17 protein-coding genes are annotated in these 20,445 nt (G+C 70.9%); 8 read left to right on the top strand and 9 right to left on the bottom strand.

Annotated elements, in window-relative coordinates:
• Positions 1-2: 2 nt before the first annotated feature.
• From ACZOOI_RS04855 to ACZOOI_RS04845, 3 genes are all read right to left on the bottom strand, one after another.
• Positions 3-1,490: an MFS transporter gene (locus ACZOOI_RS04855; protein ID WP_465279576.1), complete on the bottom strand. Its 1,488-nt coding sequence runs from the start codon at positions 1,488-1,490 to the stop codon at positions 3-5.
• A complete protein-coding gene (locus ACZOOI_RS04850) occupies positions 1,487-1,972 on the bottom strand; it encodes a nuclear transport factor 2 family protein (protein ID WP_465279575.1) in 486 nt (161 codons plus the stop codon). Before ACZOOI_RS04850 ends, ACZOOI_RS04855 begins: the two co-directional genes overlap by 4 nt.
• Positions 1,973-2,287: 315 nt before the next feature.
• Positions 2,288-3,121: a polyamine aminopropyltransferase gene (locus ACZOOI_RS04845; protein ID WP_465279574.1), complete on the bottom strand. Its 834-nt coding sequence runs from the start codon at positions 3,119-3,121 to the stop codon at positions 2,288-2,290.
• 458 nt (positions 3,122-3,579) lie between these two features.
• Between ACZOOI_RS04845 and ACZOOI_RS04840 the strand changes: the two genes are divergently transcribed.
• From ACZOOI_RS04840 to ACZOOI_RS04815, 6 genes are all read left to right on the top strand, one after another.
• The gene (locus ACZOOI_RS04840; RefSeq protein WP_465279573.1) at positions 3,580-5,127 is read left to right on the top strand and encodes an ABC transporter substrate-binding protein; all 1,548 of its coding nucleotides are present in this window, start codon (positions 3,580-3,582) and stop codon (positions 5,125-5,127) included.
• A 255-nt stretch (positions 5,128-5,382) separates the two neighbouring features.
• Positions 5,383-7,611, top strand: a complete 2,229-nt coding sequence (locus ACZOOI_RS04835) for a branched-chain amino acid ABC transporter permease (RefSeq protein ID WP_465279572.1) — start codon at positions 5,383-5,385, stop codon at positions 7,609-7,611.
• The gene (locus tag ACZOOI_RS04830; protein ID WP_355529075.1) at positions 7,601-8,362 is read left to right on the top strand and encodes an ABC transporter ATP-binding protein; all 762 of its coding nucleotides are present in this window, start codon (positions 7,601-7,603) and stop codon (positions 8,360-8,362) included. The genes ACZOOI_RS04835 and ACZOOI_RS04830 overlap by 11 nt, the downstream gene beginning before the upstream one ends.
• The gene (locus ACZOOI_RS04825) at positions 8,359-9,102 is read left to right on the top strand and encodes an ABC transporter ATP-binding protein (RefSeq protein ID WP_465279571.1); all 744 of its coding nucleotides are present in this window, start codon (positions 8,359-8,361) and stop codon (positions 9,100-9,102) included. Before ACZOOI_RS04830 ends, ACZOOI_RS04825 begins: the two co-directional genes overlap by 4 nt.
• Positions 9,103-9,163: 61 nt before the next feature.
• On the top strand, positions 9,164-9,688 hold the full coding sequence (locus tag ACZOOI_RS04820) for a hypothetical protein (RefSeq protein WP_391584997.1): 525 nt from the start codon (positions 9,164-9,166) through the stop codon (positions 9,686-9,688).
• A 98-nt stretch (positions 9,689-9,786) separates the two neighbouring features.
• A complete protein-coding gene (locus ACZOOI_RS04815; protein ID WP_465279570.1) occupies positions 9,787-9,933 on the top strand; it encodes a hypothetical protein in 147 nt (48 codons plus the stop codon).
• A gap of 112 nt (positions 9,934-10,045) precedes the next feature.
• Here the strand turns inward: ACZOOI_RS04815 and ACZOOI_RS04810 are convergent, their stop codons facing one another.
• Together ACZOOI_RS04810 and ACZOOI_RS04805 are read right to left on the bottom strand one after the other, a co-directional pair.
• Positions 10,046-11,191, bottom strand: coding sequence for an acyl-CoA dehydrogenase family protein (locus tag ACZOOI_RS04810; protein ID WP_465279569.1), 1,146 nt, complete (start codon positions 11,189-11,191; stop codon positions 10,046-10,048).
• Positions 11,188-12,375, bottom strand: a complete 1,188-nt coding sequence (locus tag ACZOOI_RS04805; protein ID WP_465281114.1) for an acyl-CoA dehydrogenase family protein — start codon at positions 12,373-12,375, stop codon at positions 11,188-11,190. The genes ACZOOI_RS04810 and ACZOOI_RS04805 overlap by 4 nt, the downstream gene beginning before the upstream one ends.
• 358 nt (positions 12,376-12,733) lie before the next feature.
• Between ACZOOI_RS04805 and ACZOOI_RS04800 the strand changes: the two genes are divergently transcribed.
• A complete protein-coding gene (locus ACZOOI_RS04800; protein ID WP_465279568.1) occupies positions 12,734-14,551 on the top strand; it encodes an AMP-binding protein in 1,818 nt (605 codons plus the stop codon).
• 175 nt (positions 14,552-14,726) lie between these two features.
• Complete coding sequence (locus ACZOOI_RS04795) at positions 14,727-15,473, top strand: HdeD family acid-resistance protein (RefSeq protein ID WP_465279567.1); 747 nt, start codon at positions 14,727-14,729, stop codon at positions 15,471-15,473.
• A gap of 162 nt (positions 15,474-15,635) precedes the next feature.
• Here the strand turns inward: ACZOOI_RS04795 and ACZOOI_RS04790 are convergent, their stop codons facing one another.
• The 4 genes from ACZOOI_RS04790 to ACZOOI_RS04775 form a co-directional block, all read right to left on the bottom strand.
• Positions 15,636-17,126 (bottom strand): DHA2 family efflux MFS transporter permease subunit, encoded by a 1,491-nt coding sequence (locus ACZOOI_RS04790; RefSeq protein ID WP_465279566.1) that lies wholly within the window; start codon positions 17,124-17,126, stop codon positions 15,636-15,638.
• Between the two features lie 56 nt (positions 17,127-17,182).
• Positions 17,183-17,806: an NADPH-dependent FMN reductase gene (locus ACZOOI_RS04785; RefSeq protein WP_465279565.1), complete on the bottom strand. Its 624-nt coding sequence runs from the start codon at positions 17,804-17,806 to the stop codon at positions 17,183-17,185.
• 197 nt (positions 17,807-18,003) lie between these two features.
• Entirely contained in the window at positions 18,004-19,290 is a 1,287-nt protein-coding gene (locus tag ACZOOI_RS04780; RefSeq protein ID WP_465279564.1) for an MFS transporter, read from the bottom strand.
• 266 nt (positions 19,291-19,556) lie between these two features.
• The gene (locus tag ACZOOI_RS04775; protein ID WP_465279563.1) at positions 19,557-20,108 is read right to left on the bottom strand and encodes a GNAT family N-acetyltransferase; all 552 of its coding nucleotides are present in this window, start codon (positions 20,106-20,108) and stop codon (positions 19,557-19,559) included.
• Between the last annotated feature and the right edge of the window lie 337 nt (positions 20,109-20,445).

Raw genomic sequence — 20,445 nt, 5'->3', positions numbered from 1 at the left:
CCCTATCGGGTCGCCTGCACACGGTCGGGTTCGGCCGCCACCCGCACCGGTTGCGCCGTTCGGTGCGCGCTCGGGATCGACCAGGCGAGCAGCGCCGCGACCAGGCAGCCGATGCCCAGCATGCCGAAGCAGATCAGGTAGCCGGTCAGTTCCGGCGCCTGGGCCACACCCGCGGCGCGCGCGGTGCCCCCGTCGACCAGGGATGCGCTCAGGATCGCGCCGAGCACGGCCGTACCGGTCGCCCCGCCCACCGTGCGCAGCACCGCGTTCATACCGTTGGCCACGCCGGTCATGTCCGCGGGCACGTGGTCGTTGATCAGTGCGGGCATCGCGGAGAACGCGAGCCCGAGACCGAAGCCGAACAACACGCCGACCATCGAGAACGCCCACCAGTACCCGTGCAGCGGCATCAGCAGCGCGAACGCCGCGCCGCTGAGCAGCGGTCCGAGCACCAGGGCGGGCTTGGGCCCGTAGCGGTTGGTCATCCGGGCCGCGACCGGTGCCGCCGCCAGGTTGCCGATCGTGCCCGGCAGCATGATCAGCCCGGCGATCAGCACCGATTTGCCGAAGCCGTAGCCGAGCGCCGACGGGGCCTGGATGAACGGCGCGAACAGCAGTGAGGAGCCGTACATCGCCATGCCGGTGAACACCCCGGACAGGTTGGCCAGCAGCACCGGCCGGCGGGCCATCACCCGCAGGTCGACCAGGGGTTCGGGGTGGTGCAGCGCCCAGCCGATCCAGGCGGCGAACATCACCACGGAGGTGATCAGCCCGCCGATCACCAGCGGCGCGCCCCACCCGGAGCGGCTGCCCATGCTCACCGCGGCAAGCAGCGCCGCCAGCCAGCCGGACAGGGTCAGCGCGCCGACCAGGTCCACGTGGCCCGAGCGCCGTTCGGCGGTGTCCGGCACCACGCGCCACACCATCAGCATGGACAGCAGCGCGACCAGTGCGGAAAGCCAGAACAGCAGGTGGTAGTCCCAGCGGTCGGCGATCAGCCCGGTCATCACCGAGCCGAAGGTGGCGCCGACGCTGATCGTGGCGCCGATGGTGGCGATGCTGCCCGCCGAGCGCTCCTTGGGGAATTCGTCCCGGACCACGCTGAGTGCGAGCGGGACCACGCCGCCGCCCATGCCCTGGAGTACCCGGCCGGCGATCAGCATCACGTAGGAGGTGGTGCACGCGGCCAGTACCGAGCCGAGTGCGACCGCCGCCAGCGCGTACAGCAGGAATCGTTTGCGTCCGCGCAGGTCGCCGAGCCGGCCGAGCAGCGGGGTGGCCACCGCCGAGGCGAGCAGGTTGCCGGTGAGCACCCAGGCGATGGCCGAGCTGGACACGCCGAGACGGTTCTGCAGTTGCGGCAGGATCGGCGAGACCACGGTCTGCATGACCGCCATCGTGGTCGCGGCGAAGGACAGGGCGACCAGGATCATCGTCGGGCCGTGGCGCCTGGTCGGCGTGCGCGCGGCCCCCTTCGTGCCGGTGCTCATGCCGTCAGCGGCCGGTCCTCGACCCAGTCACAGTGCAGGGTGCGGGTCTCGATACGCCAGCCCTCGTCCGTGCGCACGAACGTGTCGAGGTAGCGGATCGACATCACCCGGTCGCGGCGCACTCCGCACGATTCGTAGATGTGGTGCGCCGTGCAGTACGTCTCGGCGTTCGCCCGGTCGCCGCCCGGCTCGAAGGCGACGAGCTGATTGGCGATCAGATGTGTGGTGGCCAGGTAGCGGTCCAGGCTCGTCAGCGCCTTGGCGATCTCGGCCCGGCCGGTTCGTACCGCCGGCGGCTCGGTGGAGCCGGGGTCGCGGTGGATCACCAGGCGGCCCTCGGGGGTGAACATCGAGGCGACGAGGTCGGGCTTGCGGCGGTCCGCGCCGTGGGCGTAGATCTGCACCACGTCCCGGAGTTCGCTGCGGTCGCGCAGTTCGCCCGAATTGTACAGAGCGGGCGAATCCGCCTCGTCGTCGTGCATGTCCACCCTTTCACCAGCCGTCGATCGCATGCTGACAGCAGTTGGATGACACACGCAAGTTTCTCTGACGTCGCGTCAGTTACATTCCCCGCACGACGCACACCACCACGTCGCCGCAGGCCGGCCGGTCGCGCCCGACGCCTCGGACCGCCCGGTCGCCGCCGGCCCGTCGGTTCTCGCGCGCGGCGCGCCCGCCCCGTTGCCTTCGGCCCGTCGGTTCTTGCGCACGACGCGCGCGGCTCGGTGCGGCCGGCCCGGCCCTCCCGCGCGACCCGGGCCGCCCAGCCTCGCTGCCTCGCTGCCGCCGACCGTCCGCTACAGCTCGCGTGCGACGAACACCACGTCCGGTTCGCCGCGCGGGACCGGCACCTGATGCACGCTCACCCGGGCGAAGTGTTGCCGCAGCCGCTCGGCGAAGGCCGGGCTCGCGGTCGCGCTCCACACGGTCAGCACGCCGCCCGGCAACAATCGGGACCGCAGCGCGGCAAGTCCCGCGTCGTCGTAGAGCGAGGCGTTGCCGTCGGTCACCGTCCAGTCCGGCCCGTTGTCGATGTCCAGGCACAGCGCGTGGAAGCGCTCCGGCGCCTTCTCGGCGGCGGCCTTGGCACTGGCCCCGGCACCCGGCTCGGCATCAGCCTCGGCGGCGGGCCCGGCATCCGGCTGGGCACCGGCCTCGGCACCCGGTCCGCCACCCGCCTCCCCGCCCGGCGCGCCCGCCGCCCCCGCGACCGGCCCGCCGGCACGCGAATGCACCCAGGCCACCAGGTCTGATGTGACCACCCTCACTCGCGGGTCGGCCAGGGCGTGTCCGGAGAACGGCGCGAGCGGGCCGGTGCCCCAGCGCACGACGGCGGGTTCGCGTTCGATCACCGTCACCTGCGCGACCCGGGCGTCGGTCAGCGCCTCGCGCAGGGTGAAGCCGACGCCCAGGCCGCCGACCAGGATCCGCAGATCCGTGCCGTCACCGAGCGCGTCGAGCGCGGTGCGCACCAAAAGCCGCTCCGAGGCGCCCGCGCGCGTGTCCATCAGAAAGCAGCCGTTGCTGATGATCTCGTAGTGCTCGCCCGCACGTCGCAGGACGAGTTCGCCGTCCGCCGCCGGGACGCGTTCGATCTCTTGTGCGTCGGTGGTCGGATCGATCGTGTGCATCGGTTCACTGACTCCTTGTCGCTTTATGGAGAACGCTTGTCACTGTGTCGTCTTTTTGCTCTGCACGTGCTTCGCGGATCTCGCGAGACGGATCGCCGACACCTCATAACAGTGCCATCACGAAGCCGATGAATTCCGATCCTGAGGGCCCAAACGGTGACACGTGTGCAGTCGCGCGCCTCGCCCCGCAAGGGACTGTTCTCGGCCTGCCGGCCAGCGGTTTTCGCCGGTTCGGTGACTCTTGCACCCTGTGGAACACCCCGTTAAGGTCCCGGCCATTGCTTCATGGCCCATTGACTGATGGCATGTCAGATCCAGTCGCAGGGACGCCTCGCAGGCGGAGCCCGAGGCAGGGCAAGAACAAGACGAGAACGACGCGAGCACAGCGCAGGAGAAGTACGTGAGAGCGCACCGGGCATCTCGGCCCGGCCCGCGGAAACGAAGTGTCGGGAGGGCTGATGGCATCAACTTCCGCCGGGCGGCGTGGGACGCGCCGCCGAGCGGCGGCCGGCTTGCTGGTCGTGCCGCTCCTGTTGGCGGTCGGCTGTGGCCGCTCGGGTGACGACGCGGTGGCCAAGGGTCCGCAGGGCGGGAATCCGGTGGGAACCGCTCCGACCAAGGGCAAGGCGGCCACCGGCGCGGCCGGTGACTTCGGCACGCTCAAGGACGTCTGCGGCAAGGGTGACGGCAAGCCGCTCACCAAGAAGGCCGATCGAGGCGTCACGGAGAAGGAAATCTTCGTCAGCGTGACCGGCGACCCCGGCGCTCCCGCCCAACCGGGTCTGGGCAAAGAGTTCTTCGAGATGGCCGAAGGCTTCACCAAGTGGTGCAACGAACTCGGTGGGATCAACGGCCGCACGATCAAGCTGACCAAGCGCGATGCCGCGCTCAGCAACGTCGGCACGGTCATGACGGCGGCCTGCCAGAGCGACTTCATGGTGGTCGGCGGCGGCAACCCGTTCGACAACGACGGGGTCAAGGCCCGTACCGGCTGCAAGCTCGGCGCCTTCCCGGCCTACGTGGTCGGCGAGGAATCGGCCAAGGCCGACCTCCAGGACCTCGCGGTCGGCCTGCCGGTCTCCACCACGGTCGTGGGCGCGTACAAGGCGGTCTTCGCCGCGCACCCCGAGGTCAAGGCCAAGGTCGGTCTGCTGGGCCAGAACATGGCCTCGCTGCGGCCCTCGATGGTCCGCTACAAGGCCGGTGTCGAGGCGGCCGGCGGCACGGTCGTCTACAAGGAAGACGTCCCGGTCATGCCGCCGCCCGGGCGCACGACGCTGGAGAAGATGAAGAGCGCCGGCGTCGAGATGCTGATCACCACGTGGCTCGCGGTGGACTCGGCGTCGATGTTCCGCGAGATGGACGCGATGAACTGGCACCCCAAGGTCATCGTCAGCGACGCGTCGGCGTACAACCGCTACACGCTCGCCGCCGCCAAGAACTCGAAGATCCCCGACACCTACATCTACCCGACGTTCGTGCCGCAGTCGCTCGGCGACAAGAACCCCGCCGTGCAGAAGGCGCTGGAGATCCTGCACCTCGCCGAACCCGGCAAGGACCTGGAGTTCTTCCACATGTCCGGGATCAACTCCTGGCTGCTGTGGGCGAGCGCGGTCAAGGAATGCGGTACGGACATCACCACGGAGTGCGTGCTGGCCAAGGGCAAGCGCGCCAACTGGGACGCGGGCGGCCTGTTCGCCCCCGGACCGATCGTGGAGACCAAGGACGTGCGCGCCTCGGACTGCTTCACCATGGTCAAGGCGACCGCCAAGGGCTTCGAGTACGACGCGGCGCTGACCAAGCCGAACAAGGCCGAGTTCTTCAACTGCGACCCGGGCAACGTGGTCGCCGTCGCCCCCGGTGCGCCCGTCGCACCGACATCGGCACCGCCGTCCGCGCCGCCCGCCGACACACCGCCACCGGCCGGCGCGCCCGAGTCGAACACCCCGCCGCCGGCCGACGGAGGCGAGCCGCCGCCGGCGCTGCCGCCGGAGGAGAGCTCCTGAGCCGCTCGCCCGCCCGAGCGACACCGCACCACCGTGTGACATCGAAGCAGTGAACCGCAGCGCCCAGCTGCACCGCATCACCGCCGACCTCGGCCGCCGACTCCGCTCGGTCCGACCAGGCGACACCCGTCGTCCTCCCGCCCCGCACCGGGCGGGAGGGCGGCCCAGCGGCCCTGACGACCTGTCAGGAGCCGTGCCGCACCAGTCTCCGAGACCGATCGCCCCGCGACACGGCCCGGCCCGAACGGAGGGCGCGTGCACGAGTTCATCATCCTCACCATCAGCGGCCTGGTCACCGGCGGCATCTATGCCATCACCGCCGGCGGCCTGACCCTGACCTACACCACCACGGGCATCTTCAACTTCGCCCACGGCGTCACCGGCGCGCTCGCCGCGTTCACCTACTGGCAACTGCACTTCGACTGGGGCTGGCCGGTCTGGCTGTCCATCGTGCTGGTGCTCGGCATCCTCGCCCCGGCGTTCGGGGTGTTCCTGCACTTCGCCATCATGCGCCGCCTGGAGGGCACGTCGGAGACGACGCGCCTGATGGTCACCGTCGCGGTGCTGCTGAGCCTGCTCGCCACGGTGATGTGGGTCTGGGATCCGCAGACCCCGCGCAACGTGGTCAACTTCTTCCCCGGCGAGTCCGTGGACATGGCCGGCACGCGCGTGTCCTACCACGACCTGATCACCCTGGCCGTGGCGCTGATCGTGGCGATCGGCCTGTGGGTGCTGCTGCGCTCCACCCGCGCGGGCGTGGCCATGCGCGCCACCGTCGACGACCGTAACCTCGCGGTGCTCAACGGCTCGCGTCCCGAGGTGCCCGGCATGTTGGCCTGGGCGACCGGCACCATGCTGGCCGCCGTCGCGGGCATCCTGATCGCGCCCAAACTCTCCTTCGCCGCGCTGCCGCTGACCCTGCTGATCGTCAACGCCTACGCCGCGGCGGTGATCGGCCGGCTCAAGAGCCTGCCGTGGACCTTCGTCGGCGCGCTGATCATCGGGCTGGTCACCGAGTACGGCAAGGGCTACCTCACCGAGACCAGGTTCCCCACCGCGGGCCCCTACCTGTCCGGCCTCACCGACTCGATGCCGGTGCTGGTGCTGTTCGTGGCGATCATGCTGCTGCCCACGTCCCGGCTGCGCGGCCACGCCTCCTCCCGCACCCGGGAGATCGCCCACCGCCCGACCTGGACCGGCTCGCTCGTCTTCGCCGCCCTGGTGATCGCGGGCGCGGTGGTCGCGGCCAACACCCTGGGCGCCGCCGACCTGTTCGCCAGCACCAAGATGTGGGGCTTCGCGATCATCGCCCTGTCGGTGATCCCGCTGGTGGGCTACGCCGGGAAGATGTCGCTGGCCCAGTTGGGCTTCGCGGGCATCGGCGCGATCTGCGTGTCGCACCTGGGCTCCGGCGGCAACCCGCTGGGCCTGCTGTGGGCCGCGCTGATCTGCGCGGGCATCGGCGTGCTGGTCGCGCTGCCGGCGCTGCGCCTGTCCGGGATCTACCTGGCCCTGGCCACCGCCGCGTTCGCGGTCATGCTGGACCGCTGGATCTTCCAACTGCCCGCGTTCACCTGGGGCGACACCAAAATCGACCTGTTCAACAGCGGCACGCTCAACTTCGAGCGGTTCGACTGGCCGGGCGTGGACATCTCCTCCGACCGGGCCTACTTCATCTTCGGCGCGGTCTTCTTCGCGCTGTCCTCGCTCGTGGTGGTGTGGATCCGACGCGGCGAGTTCGGCCGCAGGCTGCTGGCGATGAAGGACAGCCCGGCGGCGTGCGCGACGATCGGGATGAACCACAAGCTGACCACGCTTACCGTCTTCGGCCTGTCCGCCGCGATGGCGGGCGTCGGCGGCGGCATCCTGGGCGGCGCGCTGGGCACCCTGTCGCCGGTCAACTTCGACTTCACCGCCGGGCTTTCGGTGCTGATGCTGATGGTGATCGCCGGCCTGACCTCGCCGGGCGCCGCACTGTTCGCGGGCATCTTCCTGGGCACGCCGCTGATCACCAACCTCTTCCCCGACTACGCCCAGCTCACCACGATCCTGATCGGCCTCAACGGCATCGCGCTGGGCAAGAACCCGAACGGGTTCATCGCCGCCAAGATCCGCCCGGAATGGGAGCCCGCGCTGCGCCGGCCGTTCATCCTGGCCGGCAGCGCGGCAGCGCAACTGGTGCTGGTCGTCCTGCGGTTCACCGACGTGATCGGGAACTGGGTCTTCGTCATCGGCATCCTGCTCGCGGTGATCGGCATCCCGGCCGCGGTCAAGGTCGAGCTGATGCTCAAGGCGCCGCGGACCGAACAGGAGCTGCCGCCGGGCCTGTCCGAGCAGCCCGAGGGACTGGGCCTGAACGGCAACCGGTTCAAGCCCGCCGACATCGAGGCCCTGGACAAGCTGATCGCGATGCCTTCGCTGCCGGCGGTCGCGATGGCCGAAACACCGTCACCCACCCTGCCTGGAGCGCGTCATGGGGCTTGAGGTCGAGGGCGTCACGGTCCGCTTCGGCGGCCACACCGCCCTGAACAACGTCAACATCTGGGCCCACGAGGGCAAGGTCACCGGTCTGATCGGGCCCAACGGCGCGGGCAAGACCACGATCTTCAACGTGATCACCGGCCTCCAGCCGCCGTCCTCGGGTCGGGTCAGGATGGACGGGCGCGACGTCAGCAAACTCGCGCCCTACCGCCGGGCCCGCCTGGGCATGGCCCGCACCTTCCAACGCCTGGAGTTGTTCGGCTCGTTGACGGTCCGGGAGAACATCCAGATCGCCGCCGCCCAGTACCGGCGGCTGCACCGCGGCACCAAGGAAACCCCGCAGGACACCTCGGCGCGCCTGCTGCACCGGCTCAACCTGACCGAGATCGCGCACGTGCGTGCCGACCAACTGCCCACCGGGCAGGGCCGCGTGGTCGAACTGGCGCGCTCGCTGGCGTCCCGGCCCAAGATCCTGCTCCTGGACGAGCCCGCATCCGGCCAGGACGACGAGGAAACGCGCGGCTTCGGCCAGTTGTTGCGCGAGATCGCCGCCGACGGGGTCGCGGTGCTGCTGGTCGAGCACGACATGGACCTGGTGATGAACACCTGCGACGAACTGCACGTGCTTGACTTCGGCAAAAAAATCGCCAACGGTACGTGCGACGAGATCCGCACCAACGCCGCCGTACAGGCGGCATACCTCGGCACCGCCGACGCCGCGGAGGCCGACGAAGTCCTGCAGGAGACCGTATGACGCTGAACGCGGCCGACGCGCGGCCGACCGGCCCGGCCGGCGCCCCGCCGCTGCTCGAACTGCGCGGCATCAGCGCCGGGTACGAGCAGGTCGAGGTGCTGCACAAGGTGAACCTCGCGGTACCCACCGGCAAGGTCATGGCGGTCCTGGGCCCCAACGGCGCCGGCAAGACCACGATGCTCAAGGTGATCACCGGGCTGCATCAGCCCACCGGCGGGGACATTTTCCTCGCCGGGCGGTGCGTCACCGGGGCCGCACCCGTGGACCTGGCCCGGATCGGCCTGTGCAGCATCCCGGAAGGCCGAGGGGTCTTCCCCAATCTCACCGTGTCCGAAAACCTGTGGATGGCGACCTACCGAGGAGTCTCCCGCAAGGAGATCGAGGAGAAGGTCTTCCCGATCTTCCCCCGCCTCAAGGAACGCCGGACCCAGGCCGCGGGCACGATGTCGGGCGGCGAACAGCAGATGCTGGCCGTCGCCCGGGCGATCGCCACCAACCCGGCCCTCATCCTGCTCGACGAGTTGTCGATGGGCCTCGCGCCTCTCGTCGTCGACCAGCTGTACGACGTGGTCGGCAAGATCGCCGAGACCGGTGTCACCGTGCTCCTGGTCGAGCAGTTCGCGCGCACGGCCCTGGCCGTCGCCGACCTCGCCGCGGTCATGAGCGGTGGCCGGATCCTTCAGGTCGGCACTCCGGACGAGATCGCCGGCGACCTGCACAGCGCGTACCTGGGCGGCTGATCGCACATGGCCGTCCTCGGGTACGTACCAACCTCACGGCGACCCACGAGGTGACCACTTAATGAGTATGAACAGCGTGAACGCCGACGGGCAGCCCGCACCCGCGAGGCCCGCCGGCGAGCCGCCGACGGTTCCGCAGGGGGTGCCGACGGCCGGGCCACCACCGGCGTTCGCCCCGCGCCATGCGGCGATCCCGGCGGCCACTCAGGATCGGACCCGCCAGTTCACCGCCGACGTCGGCGCCCTGAAACTGCGTGCGCCCAAGAGCATGCTCGACACCCAGCTGATGTGGCTGGGTGTGGGGCTGATGCTGGTCGGGATCGGCATGGGCATCGGCGCCTACTTCATGTCGCACGGCACGACGCTGATCCTGACCCAGAACGACGCGATCACCCTGGGCCTGTCGGCGATCCCGGTCTCGCTGCTCGGGTTCGCCCTCTTCATCCGCTACTCGCTGTCCACGTTCATGCGGTTCTGGCTGGCCCGGCTGATCGCCGCGCAGCAGGTACCGCAGGCCGCCCCGGCGGTCGCGGGGCCGAGCGCGGACGCCACGGCGGTGCTGCCCACCACCCCGGCGGGGCACTGAGACACATTCCGGGGCGAGGGCTCCTCAACGGGCCGCGCGCGGTGTCATCCTGAACGGGACGGACGCCGCGCGCAGCACCCGTGGAGGGCAGCGAGGACATGAGCGACAACCCGCAACCGGCGGACCCCGGTCCGACCGACACCCCCGCCGGCCGGGACCCGAAGCGCCTTCGTCTCGTCACGGCGGTGTGGGCCGTGCTCATGGCGATCGCGATGGTGATGATCATTTTGATGCTGCGCAGCTAGGCCGTGCCCCGTGGCAAGGCCCGGCACCGGAGCCCGGTCCGGTTGAGCAGGTGACGGACATGAGTGTGGCCGGCCTCCGTGCGGAGGCCGGCCACACCCGTGTCGGGGGCGCTCAGATCGCCGGCGGCAGGTCCACCAGCGTGCCCAGCGTGGCCCGATGCCGATCCGCGGTGCCCAGGAGCAGCGCCGAGGCCATCGCCCGCTTGAGGTACAGGTGCGCCGGGTGCTCCCAGGTGAAGCCGACCCCGCCGTGCATCTGCACGCACTCCTCCGCCGCGCGCACCGCCACGTCGCCGCAGTACGCCTTCGCCAACGCGGTGGCCACCGGCGCGTCCGCCGCGTCCTCGGCCAGGCACGCCGCCGCGTAGCGCGCCGCAGCCCGCGCCGCGGCGATGTCCGACCACAGGTCGGCCGCGCGATGCCGCAGCGCCTGGAAGGACCCGATCGGCCGGCCGAACTGGTGCCGGACCTTCAGGTACGCCACCGCCTCGGCCAACGCCTGCTCGGCCACGCCCAACTGCTCCGAGGCCAACAGCGCCGCGCCCTGACACAGCGCCTGCACGAGCGCCGCCTCGGCGTGCTCCGGCCCGGCCAGCACCCGCCCACGGACCTGATCCAGCGTCAACTCGCCCACCGGGCGGGTCGCGTCCAGCGAGGTCACCGCGCGCCGGGACAAATTCGCCGCGTCGCCCGCCACCAGAGCCAGCTGCGACTCGCCGGCCACGATCACCGGAACCACCAGCAACTCGGCCCGATCCGCGGCCAGCACCCCGGTCACCGCGCCGGTCAGCACCAACCCGTCCGCATCCTGCGCACCGGTCACCGACAGGGGGAAGCCCGCCCCCGGCCACGTGCTCGCGGTCACCGCGAGGGTCGCGGTCCGGGTGCCGTCCGCGAGCGCGCGCAGGGCCGCGTCGCGTGCCTCGCCGGCCGGGCAGGCCAGCAGCGCCGAGGTGGCCAGCACCGCACTGGCCAGGAACGGTACCGGCGCCACCGCGCGGCCCAACTCCTCCAGCGCCACCGCGGCCTCCCGCGGCCCGGCCCCGGCCCCGCCGAACTCCTCCGGGATCAGCAGCCCGGCCAGGCCCAGCTCGGCCGCGACCGCCTTCCACAGGCCGTCGTCGTACGCCTCGTCGGTGTCGATCCGCGCCAACACCTCGTGCCACGCGCACCGATCCCGCAACAGCTCGCGCAGCGTCGCGCGCAGGTCCTCCTCGACCTCGTCGTACAGCAGCGAGGGAATTCCGGGTTCGCTCACCGGGGCATCTCCTTCCACGGCACCTTGGTGTCGTTACGCGGCTCGCGCGGCAGGTCCAGCACCCGGTCCGCGATCACGTTGCGCAGCACCTCGGACGTGCCGCCCTCGATCGAATTGCCCTTGGCCCGCAGGTAGTAGTAGCCCGGCACCCGCGCCCCGAGCGTGGCCTGGCCCAACTCGCTGCGCCGCATCGCCCAGTCGTCGTAGCCCAACCCCTCCTCGCCGGCCAGCTCCAGCCACAACCGGGTGACGTCCTGGTTCAGCCGGGCGTAGGCGATCTTGGCCGCCGATCCCTCCGGGCCCGGCGTACCGGCGGCGAGTTGCTGGCGGATGCGCTCGTTGCCCAGCCGGGCCACCTCGCACTCCACCCAGGCCCGCAGCAGTCGGTCGTGCAGGCCGGGTGTGCGCAGCTCCGGTCGGTCGCGCCACATCCGTGCCACCGCGCCGATCGCGTCCGCCTCGCGTGCGGACGCCGCGCCGCCGATGGCCACCCGCTCGTTCATCAGCGTCGTGTTCGACACCGCCCAGCCCTGACCCACCTCGCCCGCCCGGTGCGTGTCCGGGATCCGCACGTCGGTCAGGAACACCTCGTTGAACTCGGCCTGTCCGGTGGCCTGCCGCAGCGGCCGCACCTCGACTCCGGGCGAGGTCATGTCCAGGAAGAAGTAGGTCAGCCCCTGGTGCTTGGGCAGGTCCGGATCGGTCCGGGCGAGCAGCATCGCCCAGCGCGCCTTGTGCGCGAGCGAGGTCCACACCTTCTGGCCGTTGACGATCCAGTCCCCGTCGCCCTCGCGGACCGCGCGGGTGGCCAGACCCGCCAGATCCGACCCCGCGCCGGGCTCGCTGAAGAGCTGGCACCAGATCTCCTCACCGGTCCACAGCGGGCGCAACAACTCGGTCCGCAGCCGGGCGCTCGCGTGTGCGACGACGGTGGGCGCACCCATCCCGAGGCCGATCGGATTGCGGTACCCACTGGCCGCCTTCGCACCCGCCGCGATCAACGCGCTCTCGACCACCTGCTGCAACGCGCGCGAGGCGCCCAGGCCGCCGCACCCGACCGGGAAGTGCACCCAGGCCAGACCCGCGTCGAAGCGGTGGCCCAGGAACTCGACCGAGGACATCGTGGTCGGATCGTGCGCCGCGACCAGATCGGCCACCCGGCGCCGGATCTCCGCCGCGTCGATCGCGGGCGCACCCGATCCCCGGGCGGGGGCGCGGTCCGGCTCGCCGGCGGGCTCGTGGGTGGGTTCGCCGGTGGACTCGTGGGTGGGCTCGCTGTCCGTATCGCTCACGTCGCCCCGCTCTCGCACAAGAGGTGCCTCCGTCCTCCGTCATGACGCCCTGTTCATCGACCCCGACACACTGTCGACGGTCGGACCACCTGGATGCTAGGCGCTGAACTCACCGGTAGGAAGCCTGCTCCCGGGCCCCCAACCGGTGCGCTCAGGCGATATGTTCATCTCCCCGTGTGAGCGAGTACACGCACGGACTCCAGCCGGGACCTTCCGGGATTCCGCGCGTCGCAGGGGGTGCTGTACAGCCATGACCGCCGAAGAACTCGAGGCGGGTCTCGCCGCCGAACTCGCCGCGGACGGGGAGTCGGTCACCGAAGCACTGGACAAATGGTCGGTGCGAACCCCGATGCGGGTTTTCATCCACTACGGCGAGCACGGTCTGGACCTGAGCTACGCCGAGGCCAAGCGGGCCACCGACACGATCGCCGGAAACCTGGCCCGGGCGGGCATCCGGCGCGGCGATCGCATCGCGGTGCACTGCCGCAGCGCATACGCCGCCGCGCTGTGGATGTTCGGCATCTGGAAGGCCGGCGCGGTGTACTGCCCGGTGGACCCGGACGCGATCGGCGACCTGCTGGTCGAGCAACTCGACGCCGGCCAGCCGGTGCTCGTGGTCACCGAACGCGCCCTGGTGCACGCGTTGGAGGCGGTCCGGCCGCACCTGAACCGGCTGCCGCGGCTGACCGTGCACGACGCGGTCGGGCCCCGGCCGCCGCACGGCTACCCGGAGATCGCCTACGCCAACTTCCTGGCCCGCGCGGTGCCGCCGGCCGTGGTGATCGATCCGGGCGACGTCGGGATGATCGTGCACACCGCCGGGGTGACCGGCCGGCCCAAGGCGGCGGTGTTGCCGCACCGTTGGCTCGCCTCGTACACGCTGCTGCTGCGCCGACTCACCACGCCCGAGGACGTGGTGCACGTGGACCTGCCGCTGCACTCGATCCAGGGCGCGTTCGCGGGTCTGGCCCGGGCCGCCTGGGCGGGCGCCGGCGTGGCGTTGTGGGACCGCTTCCACCCGGTCGACTTCTGGCGCCGCGTGGTGTCGGCGGGGGCCACCGGCGCGGTGCTCACCGAGACGATGGTGGGCTGGCTGGCCGGCGCGCCCGAACTGCGCGGCGAGCGCAACAACCCGCTGAGCACGGTGCTCATGCAGCCGCTGCCGCCGACCCATCGCGCGTTCGCCCGCCGGTACGGGATCGACACCGTGGTCGCCGGTTACGGGCAGGTCGAGACCGGGCTGCCGATCGCGGCCGTTCTGGTCGGCTTGGACCCGAGCGAGGCCACGCCGCCGGCGCTGCGGCGCGGACTGGCGCCGGCGGCGGTCGCGAAGGCGTGCGCCCGACTGGGCGTGCCGGTGCTCGACGGGGCCCGGATCGTGCGCAAGGGCTGCCTGGGCGCACCTTTGCCGTTCGCCCGGGTGGCGATCCTGGACGAGCACGACCGGCCGGTGCCGCGCGGCGTGGTCGGGCACCTGGCGATCCGGCCGCATCTGCCGGGGCTGTTGGTGCAGGAGTACGTGGACGATCCGCTGAGCATCGCGGAGGCCACCCGCAACCTGTGGTTCCACACCGGCGACGCGGCGGTGTTCGACGAGGAGGACGGGCTGCTGCACTTCGTCGACCGGGTCGTGGACCGGATCCGGATCCGCGGCGAGAACGTGTCGGCGTACCACATCGAGGACCTGGTCAACCAGCATCCCGACATCGCGGTCGGCGCGGTGTTCGGGGTGCCCGCCGACCGGGAGGACGAGGACGAGGTGGTCCTGTACGCCGAGCCCGAGCCGGGCCGGCCGCTGGATCCCGACGAACTACGCGCGTGGTGCGCGCAGTCGTTGCCCGCGTACATGCGGCCGGCGCACGTGCGGATCGTCGCGCGGATGCCTCGGACGCCGAACGGGCGGGTGGAGAAGTATCGGCTGCGCCGGCACTTCCTGGGCCTGACGGATCGTCCGGGCCCGGCGGTGCGGGGTGTGCCGGTGCCGACCCCGATGCCTTCGACCCGGCCGGCACTGTCCCCGGTACGGTCCGCGCTGCCGCCGTCGTTGCCGCCGGGGACGCGGCGCTGATCGGTACGAGTGGCCGGCGCGGCTGTTGCGGGGCCGGCCGTCGAGGGTGGGACGGCCGGTCGTACGCACGACCGATCAGGCGGATAGCTGATCATGCGGATATGTCGCTTTCCAAGGGGAAGGCGTACCACGCACGCGATTCTGCGGGCGTGGGCAGATCCGAGGAGCGGCACCCATGGACAGCACGAAGGGCGTCACGGGACCGACCGCCGAATCCGGCGCGGGGCGGCATCGGCGCAGCGGCAAGGGATTCGGTTTCGGTTTGCTGGTCGTGCTCGGCACCGTGCTGGTGCTCGGCGGGATCGTCGGCCTGGTCTACACGGGCGTCGCCACGCTGACCACGATGGTGCTGTTCGGCTGGCTGCTGCTGATCGGCGGCGTGGTCGGCTTCGTCCAGGCCATCCAGGCGCGCAAGGAGAACGCGTTCTGGCTCGTGGTCGCGGTCTCCGCGCTCAACATCGCGGCGGGTGTGGTGCTGCTGCGCCGGCCCGAGGTGGCGGCCGAGGCACTGACCCTGTTCGTGGCGCTCCTGCTGCTCGGCGCGGGCATGTTCCGCATCGTGGGCGGCGTCGCGAGCCTGTCCGCCAAGATGATCTGGACCATCGTGGTCGGCGTGGTCGACCTGGTCCTGGGCCTGTTGGTACTGGCCGAATGGCCCAGCAGCAGCCGCTATGCGATCGGCACGTTCATCTCGCTGGCCCTGCTCTTCGACGGACTCAGCCTGGTCAGCCTGGGCCTGACGGGCCGTCGGATCGTCGGCATGGTCCGCGAGGCGGAGGTCCCGGAAACCACCTCGGCCGGACCGGACGAGGCGTCACCCGACGCGCCCACCACGGAGTGGAAGGCCCAACAGGGGACGTCCAGGGAAGGCACCTTCAAGGGCCCGGACACCATGACGAAGCGCACGCACGACGAGCGGTAGGGCCGGCGGCTTCGACGGCGCGCGGCTTCGGGGTCTGCAACGGCTTCGACGTCTGCAACGCCGTCAACGCCTGCGACGTCTGTAAGGCTTTCGAGGTCTGCAACGCCCGCAACGCCGAACGCCGGGCGGGCTGTTCACAGCCCGCCCGGCGTTTGCGGAGATTCAGCCCGTCCGGCGCTTCATCAACAGCGCCGGCAGGAACGCCAGTGCCATGAAGCCGACCGCCCACCAGTACGTCCCCTGGAACGCATCCGCCAACCGAGGCCCGATCCCGTGCACCGCGCCCGGCGACAACGCGTGCAGTTCACCGAGCCCACCGGCCCCCCGCCCGGCCGGCAGGCCATCCCGCATCGCACCGGCCAACAGCACCGACATCAGCGCCCCGCCGATCGCGGCGGCGACCTGCTGGATGATGGTCAAGGTGGTACCGGCGACCGCGACCTGCTCGTGCGACATGGTGCGCAGCGCCGAGGCGGTGGTCGGCATCAGCGTCATGCCGACCCCGACACCCGTCACCGACATGCAGGACATCAGCACCCAGTACGGCGTGTCCGCGGCGACCTGCGTGGTGAAGGCGAGGAAGCCGGAGGCGGCGACCACGATCCCGACCGGCACGATCCGGCCCGGCGCGATCCGGTCGCTGAGCCGGCTGGCGATCTGCATGGACACCGCGGTGAACAGGGCCTGCGGCGCGCCCAGCATGCCGGAGGCGGTGGCGCTTTCGCCGCGGACCAGTTGGTAGTACAGCGGGGCCAACATCATCGAACCGAAGTACGCGCAGACGAACAGCACCATGGTGCCCGCGGCGGCCACGAACGGGCGGCTGCGGAACAGCCGCAGGTCGATCAACGCGTGCTCGATCCGCAACGCCCGGACCACGAAGCCGATCACCAGGAGCGCGCCGAGCACGGCCGGGACCACCGCCCCGGTGGAGCCGAAGTCGCCCTTCTCGCCGCCGGTGGCCAAACCGTAGATCAGCAGTGCCAGACCGGGGGAGAGCATCAGCAGTCCGGGTACGTCCAGCGGCTTGGTCGGTTGCGGCGTATCGCGGGGGAAGACCTTGGCGGCCAGGGTCAGGGCGACGGCGCCGATCGGCACGTTGATGAAGAAGATCCAGCGCCACGAGACGTCGTCCACCAGCCACCCGCCCAGGATCGGACCGGCAAGTGGGCCGATCAGGATCGGGATGCCCAGGATGGCCATCGTGCGGCCCATCCGGCTCGGATCCGAGGCGCGGGCCAGGATGGTCATCCCGACCGGCATGATCAGGCCGCCGCCGAGCCCTTGCAGGACCCGGAAGGCGATCAGCGACTCGGCCGACCAGGCCAGCCCGGCCAGCACGGAACCGGCGGCGAAGGTGCCGATCGAGAACATGTACAGGCGCTTGGTGCCGAACCGGCCCATTGCCCACGCGGCCACCGGGATGACGGTGGCCAGGGCCAGCGTGTACCCCGTCGCGACCCACTGGATGGTGGCCAGCGGGGCGTCGAAGTCCTGCGCGAGGTGGTTGAGCGCGACGTTGACGACGGTGACGTCGAGCACGGACATCACCGAACCGAGGACGACCACGAGGGCGATCATCGCGACGCTGCGGGAAGGGGTGGGGACGGCGGTCGCGGGCGTGCTCGCGGCCGGGGCGGTGGTCGATGCCATCACGGGCTCCTGGCGTTCGGCGGAGGAATGGCTGCGGCTGCTTCGGGAACCGGCGCTCAGACGCCGTACGGGCGGCGCACGCGCGTCGACCGGGTGGCCTCGGTCCACCAGGCGAGCTGATCGAGCATCACCTTGGCGGCGGCCTCGGTGCCCGCGACGTCGACCGGCCGACCCTCGGCGTCGAACTTCTCCCAGGCCATCGGGAAGGCGAGCCCGTCCCGGGTGGTGACCATGTGCTGCTCGGCGAAGACCAGACGCAGCTGTTCGACGGCACGCAGGCCGCCGGAGATGCCGCCGTAGGACACGAACCCGACCGGCTTGCCCTGCCATTCGCTGCGGAACAGGTCGATCATGTTCTTCAGCCCGGCCGGGAAGCTGTGGTTGTACTCGGGCGTGACCACCACGAACGCGTCCGCGGCGGCCAGCCGAGCGCCCACCGCGTCGACCACGGCGGCGGGTTCGCTGCCCATCGGCGCCCACACGTCGGGCAGCCGGTCGTGTGCCAGGTCGATGATGTCCACCTCGAAGTCCCCGTGCTGCTCGGCCGTGGCGGCGAACCAGTTGGACACCACGGGGGCGAAACGCCCTTCCCGGGTGCTGCCGACGATGACGGCCAGCCGGAAGGGGTCGGTGTTCGGGTGGGCGCTCGTGCCGGCGGTCGTGTGCGTGGCGATGCTCATGGAAGCCCCCAAGAAGAGAAGTGCGAACTGTCCTGCGCGGCCCCGGAAGTGCTTCCTCCGAGCGCCTGGTGAAGACGCTAGAAGTTGAAGTCGACTTGAAGTCAAGTCCGGTCGCGCGCTTCGCCCCTCGCGGCGGGTGCGCGAGGGCACGTGGCGGCGGGGTGGACGCACTCGGAGAAGGCGGCCGAGGCCGCTGATCAGGGGGTGTGCCGAGCCGTTTCGGCGGGGCCGCCGACCGTGGAGATCGTGGCGACCATCGTGAGGGCGACGGCGCCGGCGCACAGCATGACCGTCGACGGGGAGGTGGCGTCCACGACGGCTCCGCCGAGGAGCGCACCGACGGCGAAGGTGAGTTGGAAGGACGACGTGAATACCACCATGGCGGCTTCCCGAGCCTGCGGGGCGGAGCGGGCGAACCAGGTCTGAGAGCAGGCGGGCACGGCGCCGTAGGCCAGACCCCACACCACGAGCAGGCCGATCGCGCCGGCATCCCACCGACCCAGGAGCGGGAACAGCAGCGTGGCCGCGGCGATCAGGACCGCACACGTGAGGAACGTCGCCCGCAGGCTGCGCGCCATGGTCACGCCCGCGACGAAGTTGCCGACGATGCCGGCCACGCCGAAGGCCAGCAGGTAGGCGCCGATCAGCCCGCGATCCACGTGGGTGACCTGCTCCAGGAACGGCGTCACGTACGTGTAGGCGCCGAAGTGCGCGATCACGATCAGGGCGGTCAGCGCGAGTGCGATCCGGATGTCGGTGCCGCGCAACAGCCCACGCAACACCGCGGCGCGGGTCACCTGAAGTGCGGGCAGCGGCGGCAGCAGTACGAGCAGCGCGATCGACACGCCCAGCGCGATCACGCCCATGACCACGAACGAGGCACGCCAGCCGATGTGTTCGCCCAGTTGTGTACCCGCCGGCAGGCCCAACACCGAACCGGCCGGCACAGCCGCGAAGATCACGGCGGTCGCCGTACCCACCGCCTTCGCGCGCACCAACCGAGGCGCCAACCCCGCCCCGATCGACCAGAACCCGCCGATGGTGACCCCGACCAGCGACCGCGCCACCAGCATCACCCAGAACGCGGGCGCAGCCGCCGCAAGGAAGTTCGCCACCGCCAGGAGCACGATCAGCGCGACCAACATCGTCCGCCGATCCAGCCGCCCGGTGCACACGGTCACCAGCGGCGCGCAGATCGCCGCCAGCAGGCCCGGCACGGTCATCAGCCACCCCGCCGTCCCGTCCGAGACGCCGAAGTCACCCCCGATCGGCGTCAACAACCCGATCGGCAGGATCTCGCTGGTCACGATCGCGAAGATCCCGAGCGACAGACACACGACGGCCGGCCAGTACTGCCGGGATTCCTGTTCCGGTGTCCGCCCTTGTCCCTGTACCTGTTCGTATCCCTGTGCCTGGGTCTGCTCCTGAGACGACGGGTCGGTTCGACCGGTCGTGTGCTCGGCGGATCCGGTGGTGACGGACATGACGTCCCTTTCGGCGCTGCGGGTGGGTGAGACCCCGACGCGGGGTGTGTCCCAGTACAACCACCCGCACCACACCGGGTCTGGCGGTATCCCGCCGTCAACCCTTCCGCCATGCCCCTGGTCCCCGGCCCGCTTCGGGCGTACGACCGCTCTTACGGCAATCCGCCCCCACCACCGTCGAGTTGCGCACCATCGCCACAACCGTCGATCAGCCCCACCGGAGTGGTGGGATCGAAGCCGACCGGCGGCCCGGGGGGCGGCCCTTCCTACAGGTCGGACGGGATCAGCGAATAGACCACGACGTCGACCCGGCCGGTGTGCAGGCGGCCGGCGTTGCGCAGGATGCCCTCTCGATGGAGGCCGGCCTTGATCGCCGTCTTGCGCGAGGGGATGTTCCCCACGGCGGCCTTGAGTTCGAGACGCTCGAAGCCCTGCTCGGTCAGCAGCCAGTGCCCGAGTGCGCGGGTGGCCTGGGCGGCGATCCCGCGTCCGCGCGCCCACGGAGCGACCCAATAGCCCACCTCGCTGACCAGTTCGTGCCAGTCGGTCCGCTTGAGCCCGACGGCGCCGAGGAGCCGCCGGTCGGCAGGATCGGAGATCGCGAAGTGGATGCCGTCGCCCGACTCGCGCAGGGTGTGCGCCGTTTTCGTACACCAGTCGACGGATGCCTCGACGGTGTAGGGCCGCGGCAGCGGTATCCATCGTTGGACCACCTCGTCCGCGCAGGCGGTTCGGTTGTCCTCGACATCATCGGCGCTGAACGGCCGGAGTGTGATCGAGCCTGCACGCAGGACACGTTCGGGAAAGACGTCGCTCACTGACAGGATTCGCCCCCTCGTATCAAGTCGCCCGATTCTTCCGCCTCACCGGCCGTGACGTAAGAGCCACGGGCCGAATTCACCCACTGCGCCCAACGCCCGGCCACGCCGGAGGCAGACAACCGGATCGCACGCAGTCAGGACAGCCACACGAGCACGGCATCGCCGCCCGCCCGCCGGACACCGGAGGCGGGGCGTCGATCCGGCCCGCCACCGCGAAAGGTGACTCCGGGTCGACGCCCCTCGCGAAGCAGCGTCAGGAGCGGATGGCGGCTGCACACGTTCGTGACGCGCTCATGGACACGAGCAAAGTCCCCAACCTGTACGCCACCCGAGG

This window comes from Embleya sp. L77, assembly GCF_055557415.1.
This window is presented reverse-complemented; position numbering and strand designations above follow the sequence as displayed.

Coding starts and splice junctions, on each gene's coding strand:
- ACZOOI_RS04855 (WP_465279576.1), bottom strand. CDS start 1,490: ATGAGCACCGGCACGAAGGGGGCCGCGCGCACGCCGACCAGGCGCCAC.
- ACZOOI_RS04850 (WP_465279575.1), bottom strand. CDS start 1,972: ATGCACGACGACGAGGCGGATTCGCCCGCTCTGTACAATTCGGGCGAA.
- ACZOOI_RS04845 (WP_465279574.1), bottom strand. CDS start 3,121: ATGCACACGATCGATCCGACCACCGACGCACAAGAGATCGAACGCGTC.
- ACZOOI_RS04840 (WP_465279573.1), top strand. CDS start 3,580: ATGGCATCAACTTCCGCCGGGCGGCGTGGGACGCGCCGCCGAGCGGCG.
- ACZOOI_RS04830 (WP_355529075.1), top strand. CDS start 7,601: ATGGGGCTTGAGGTCGAGGGCGTCACGGTCCGCTTCGGCGGCCACACC.
- ACZOOI_RS04825 (WP_465279571.1), top strand. CDS start 8,359: ATGACGCTGAACGCGGCCGACGCGCGGCCGACCGGCCCGGCCGGCGCC.
- ACZOOI_RS04820 (WP_391584997.1), top strand. CDS start 9,164: ATGAGTATGAACAGCGTGAACGCCGACGGGCAGCCCGCACCCGCGAGG.
- ACZOOI_RS04815 (WP_465279570.1), top strand. CDS start 9,787: ATGAGCGACAACCCGCAACCGGCGGACCCCGGTCCGACCGACACCCCC.
- ACZOOI_RS04800 (WP_465279568.1), top strand. CDS start 12,734: ATGACCGCCGAAGAACTCGAGGCGGGTCTCGCCGCCGAACTCGCCGCG.
- ACZOOI_RS04795 (WP_465279567.1), top strand. CDS start 14,727: ATGGACAGCACGAAGGGCGTCACGGGACCGACCGCCGAATCCGGCGCG.
- ACZOOI_RS04790 (WP_465279566.1), bottom strand. CDS start 17,126: ATGGCATCGACCACCGCCCCGGCCGCGAGCACGCCCGCGACCGCCGTC.
- ACZOOI_RS04785 (WP_465279565.1), bottom strand. CDS start 17,806: ATGAGCATCGCCACGCACACGACCGCCGGCACGAGCGCCCACCCGAAC.
- ACZOOI_RS04780 (WP_465279564.1), bottom strand. CDS start 19,290: ATGTCCGTCACCACCGGATCCGCCGAGCACACGACCGGTCGAACCGAC.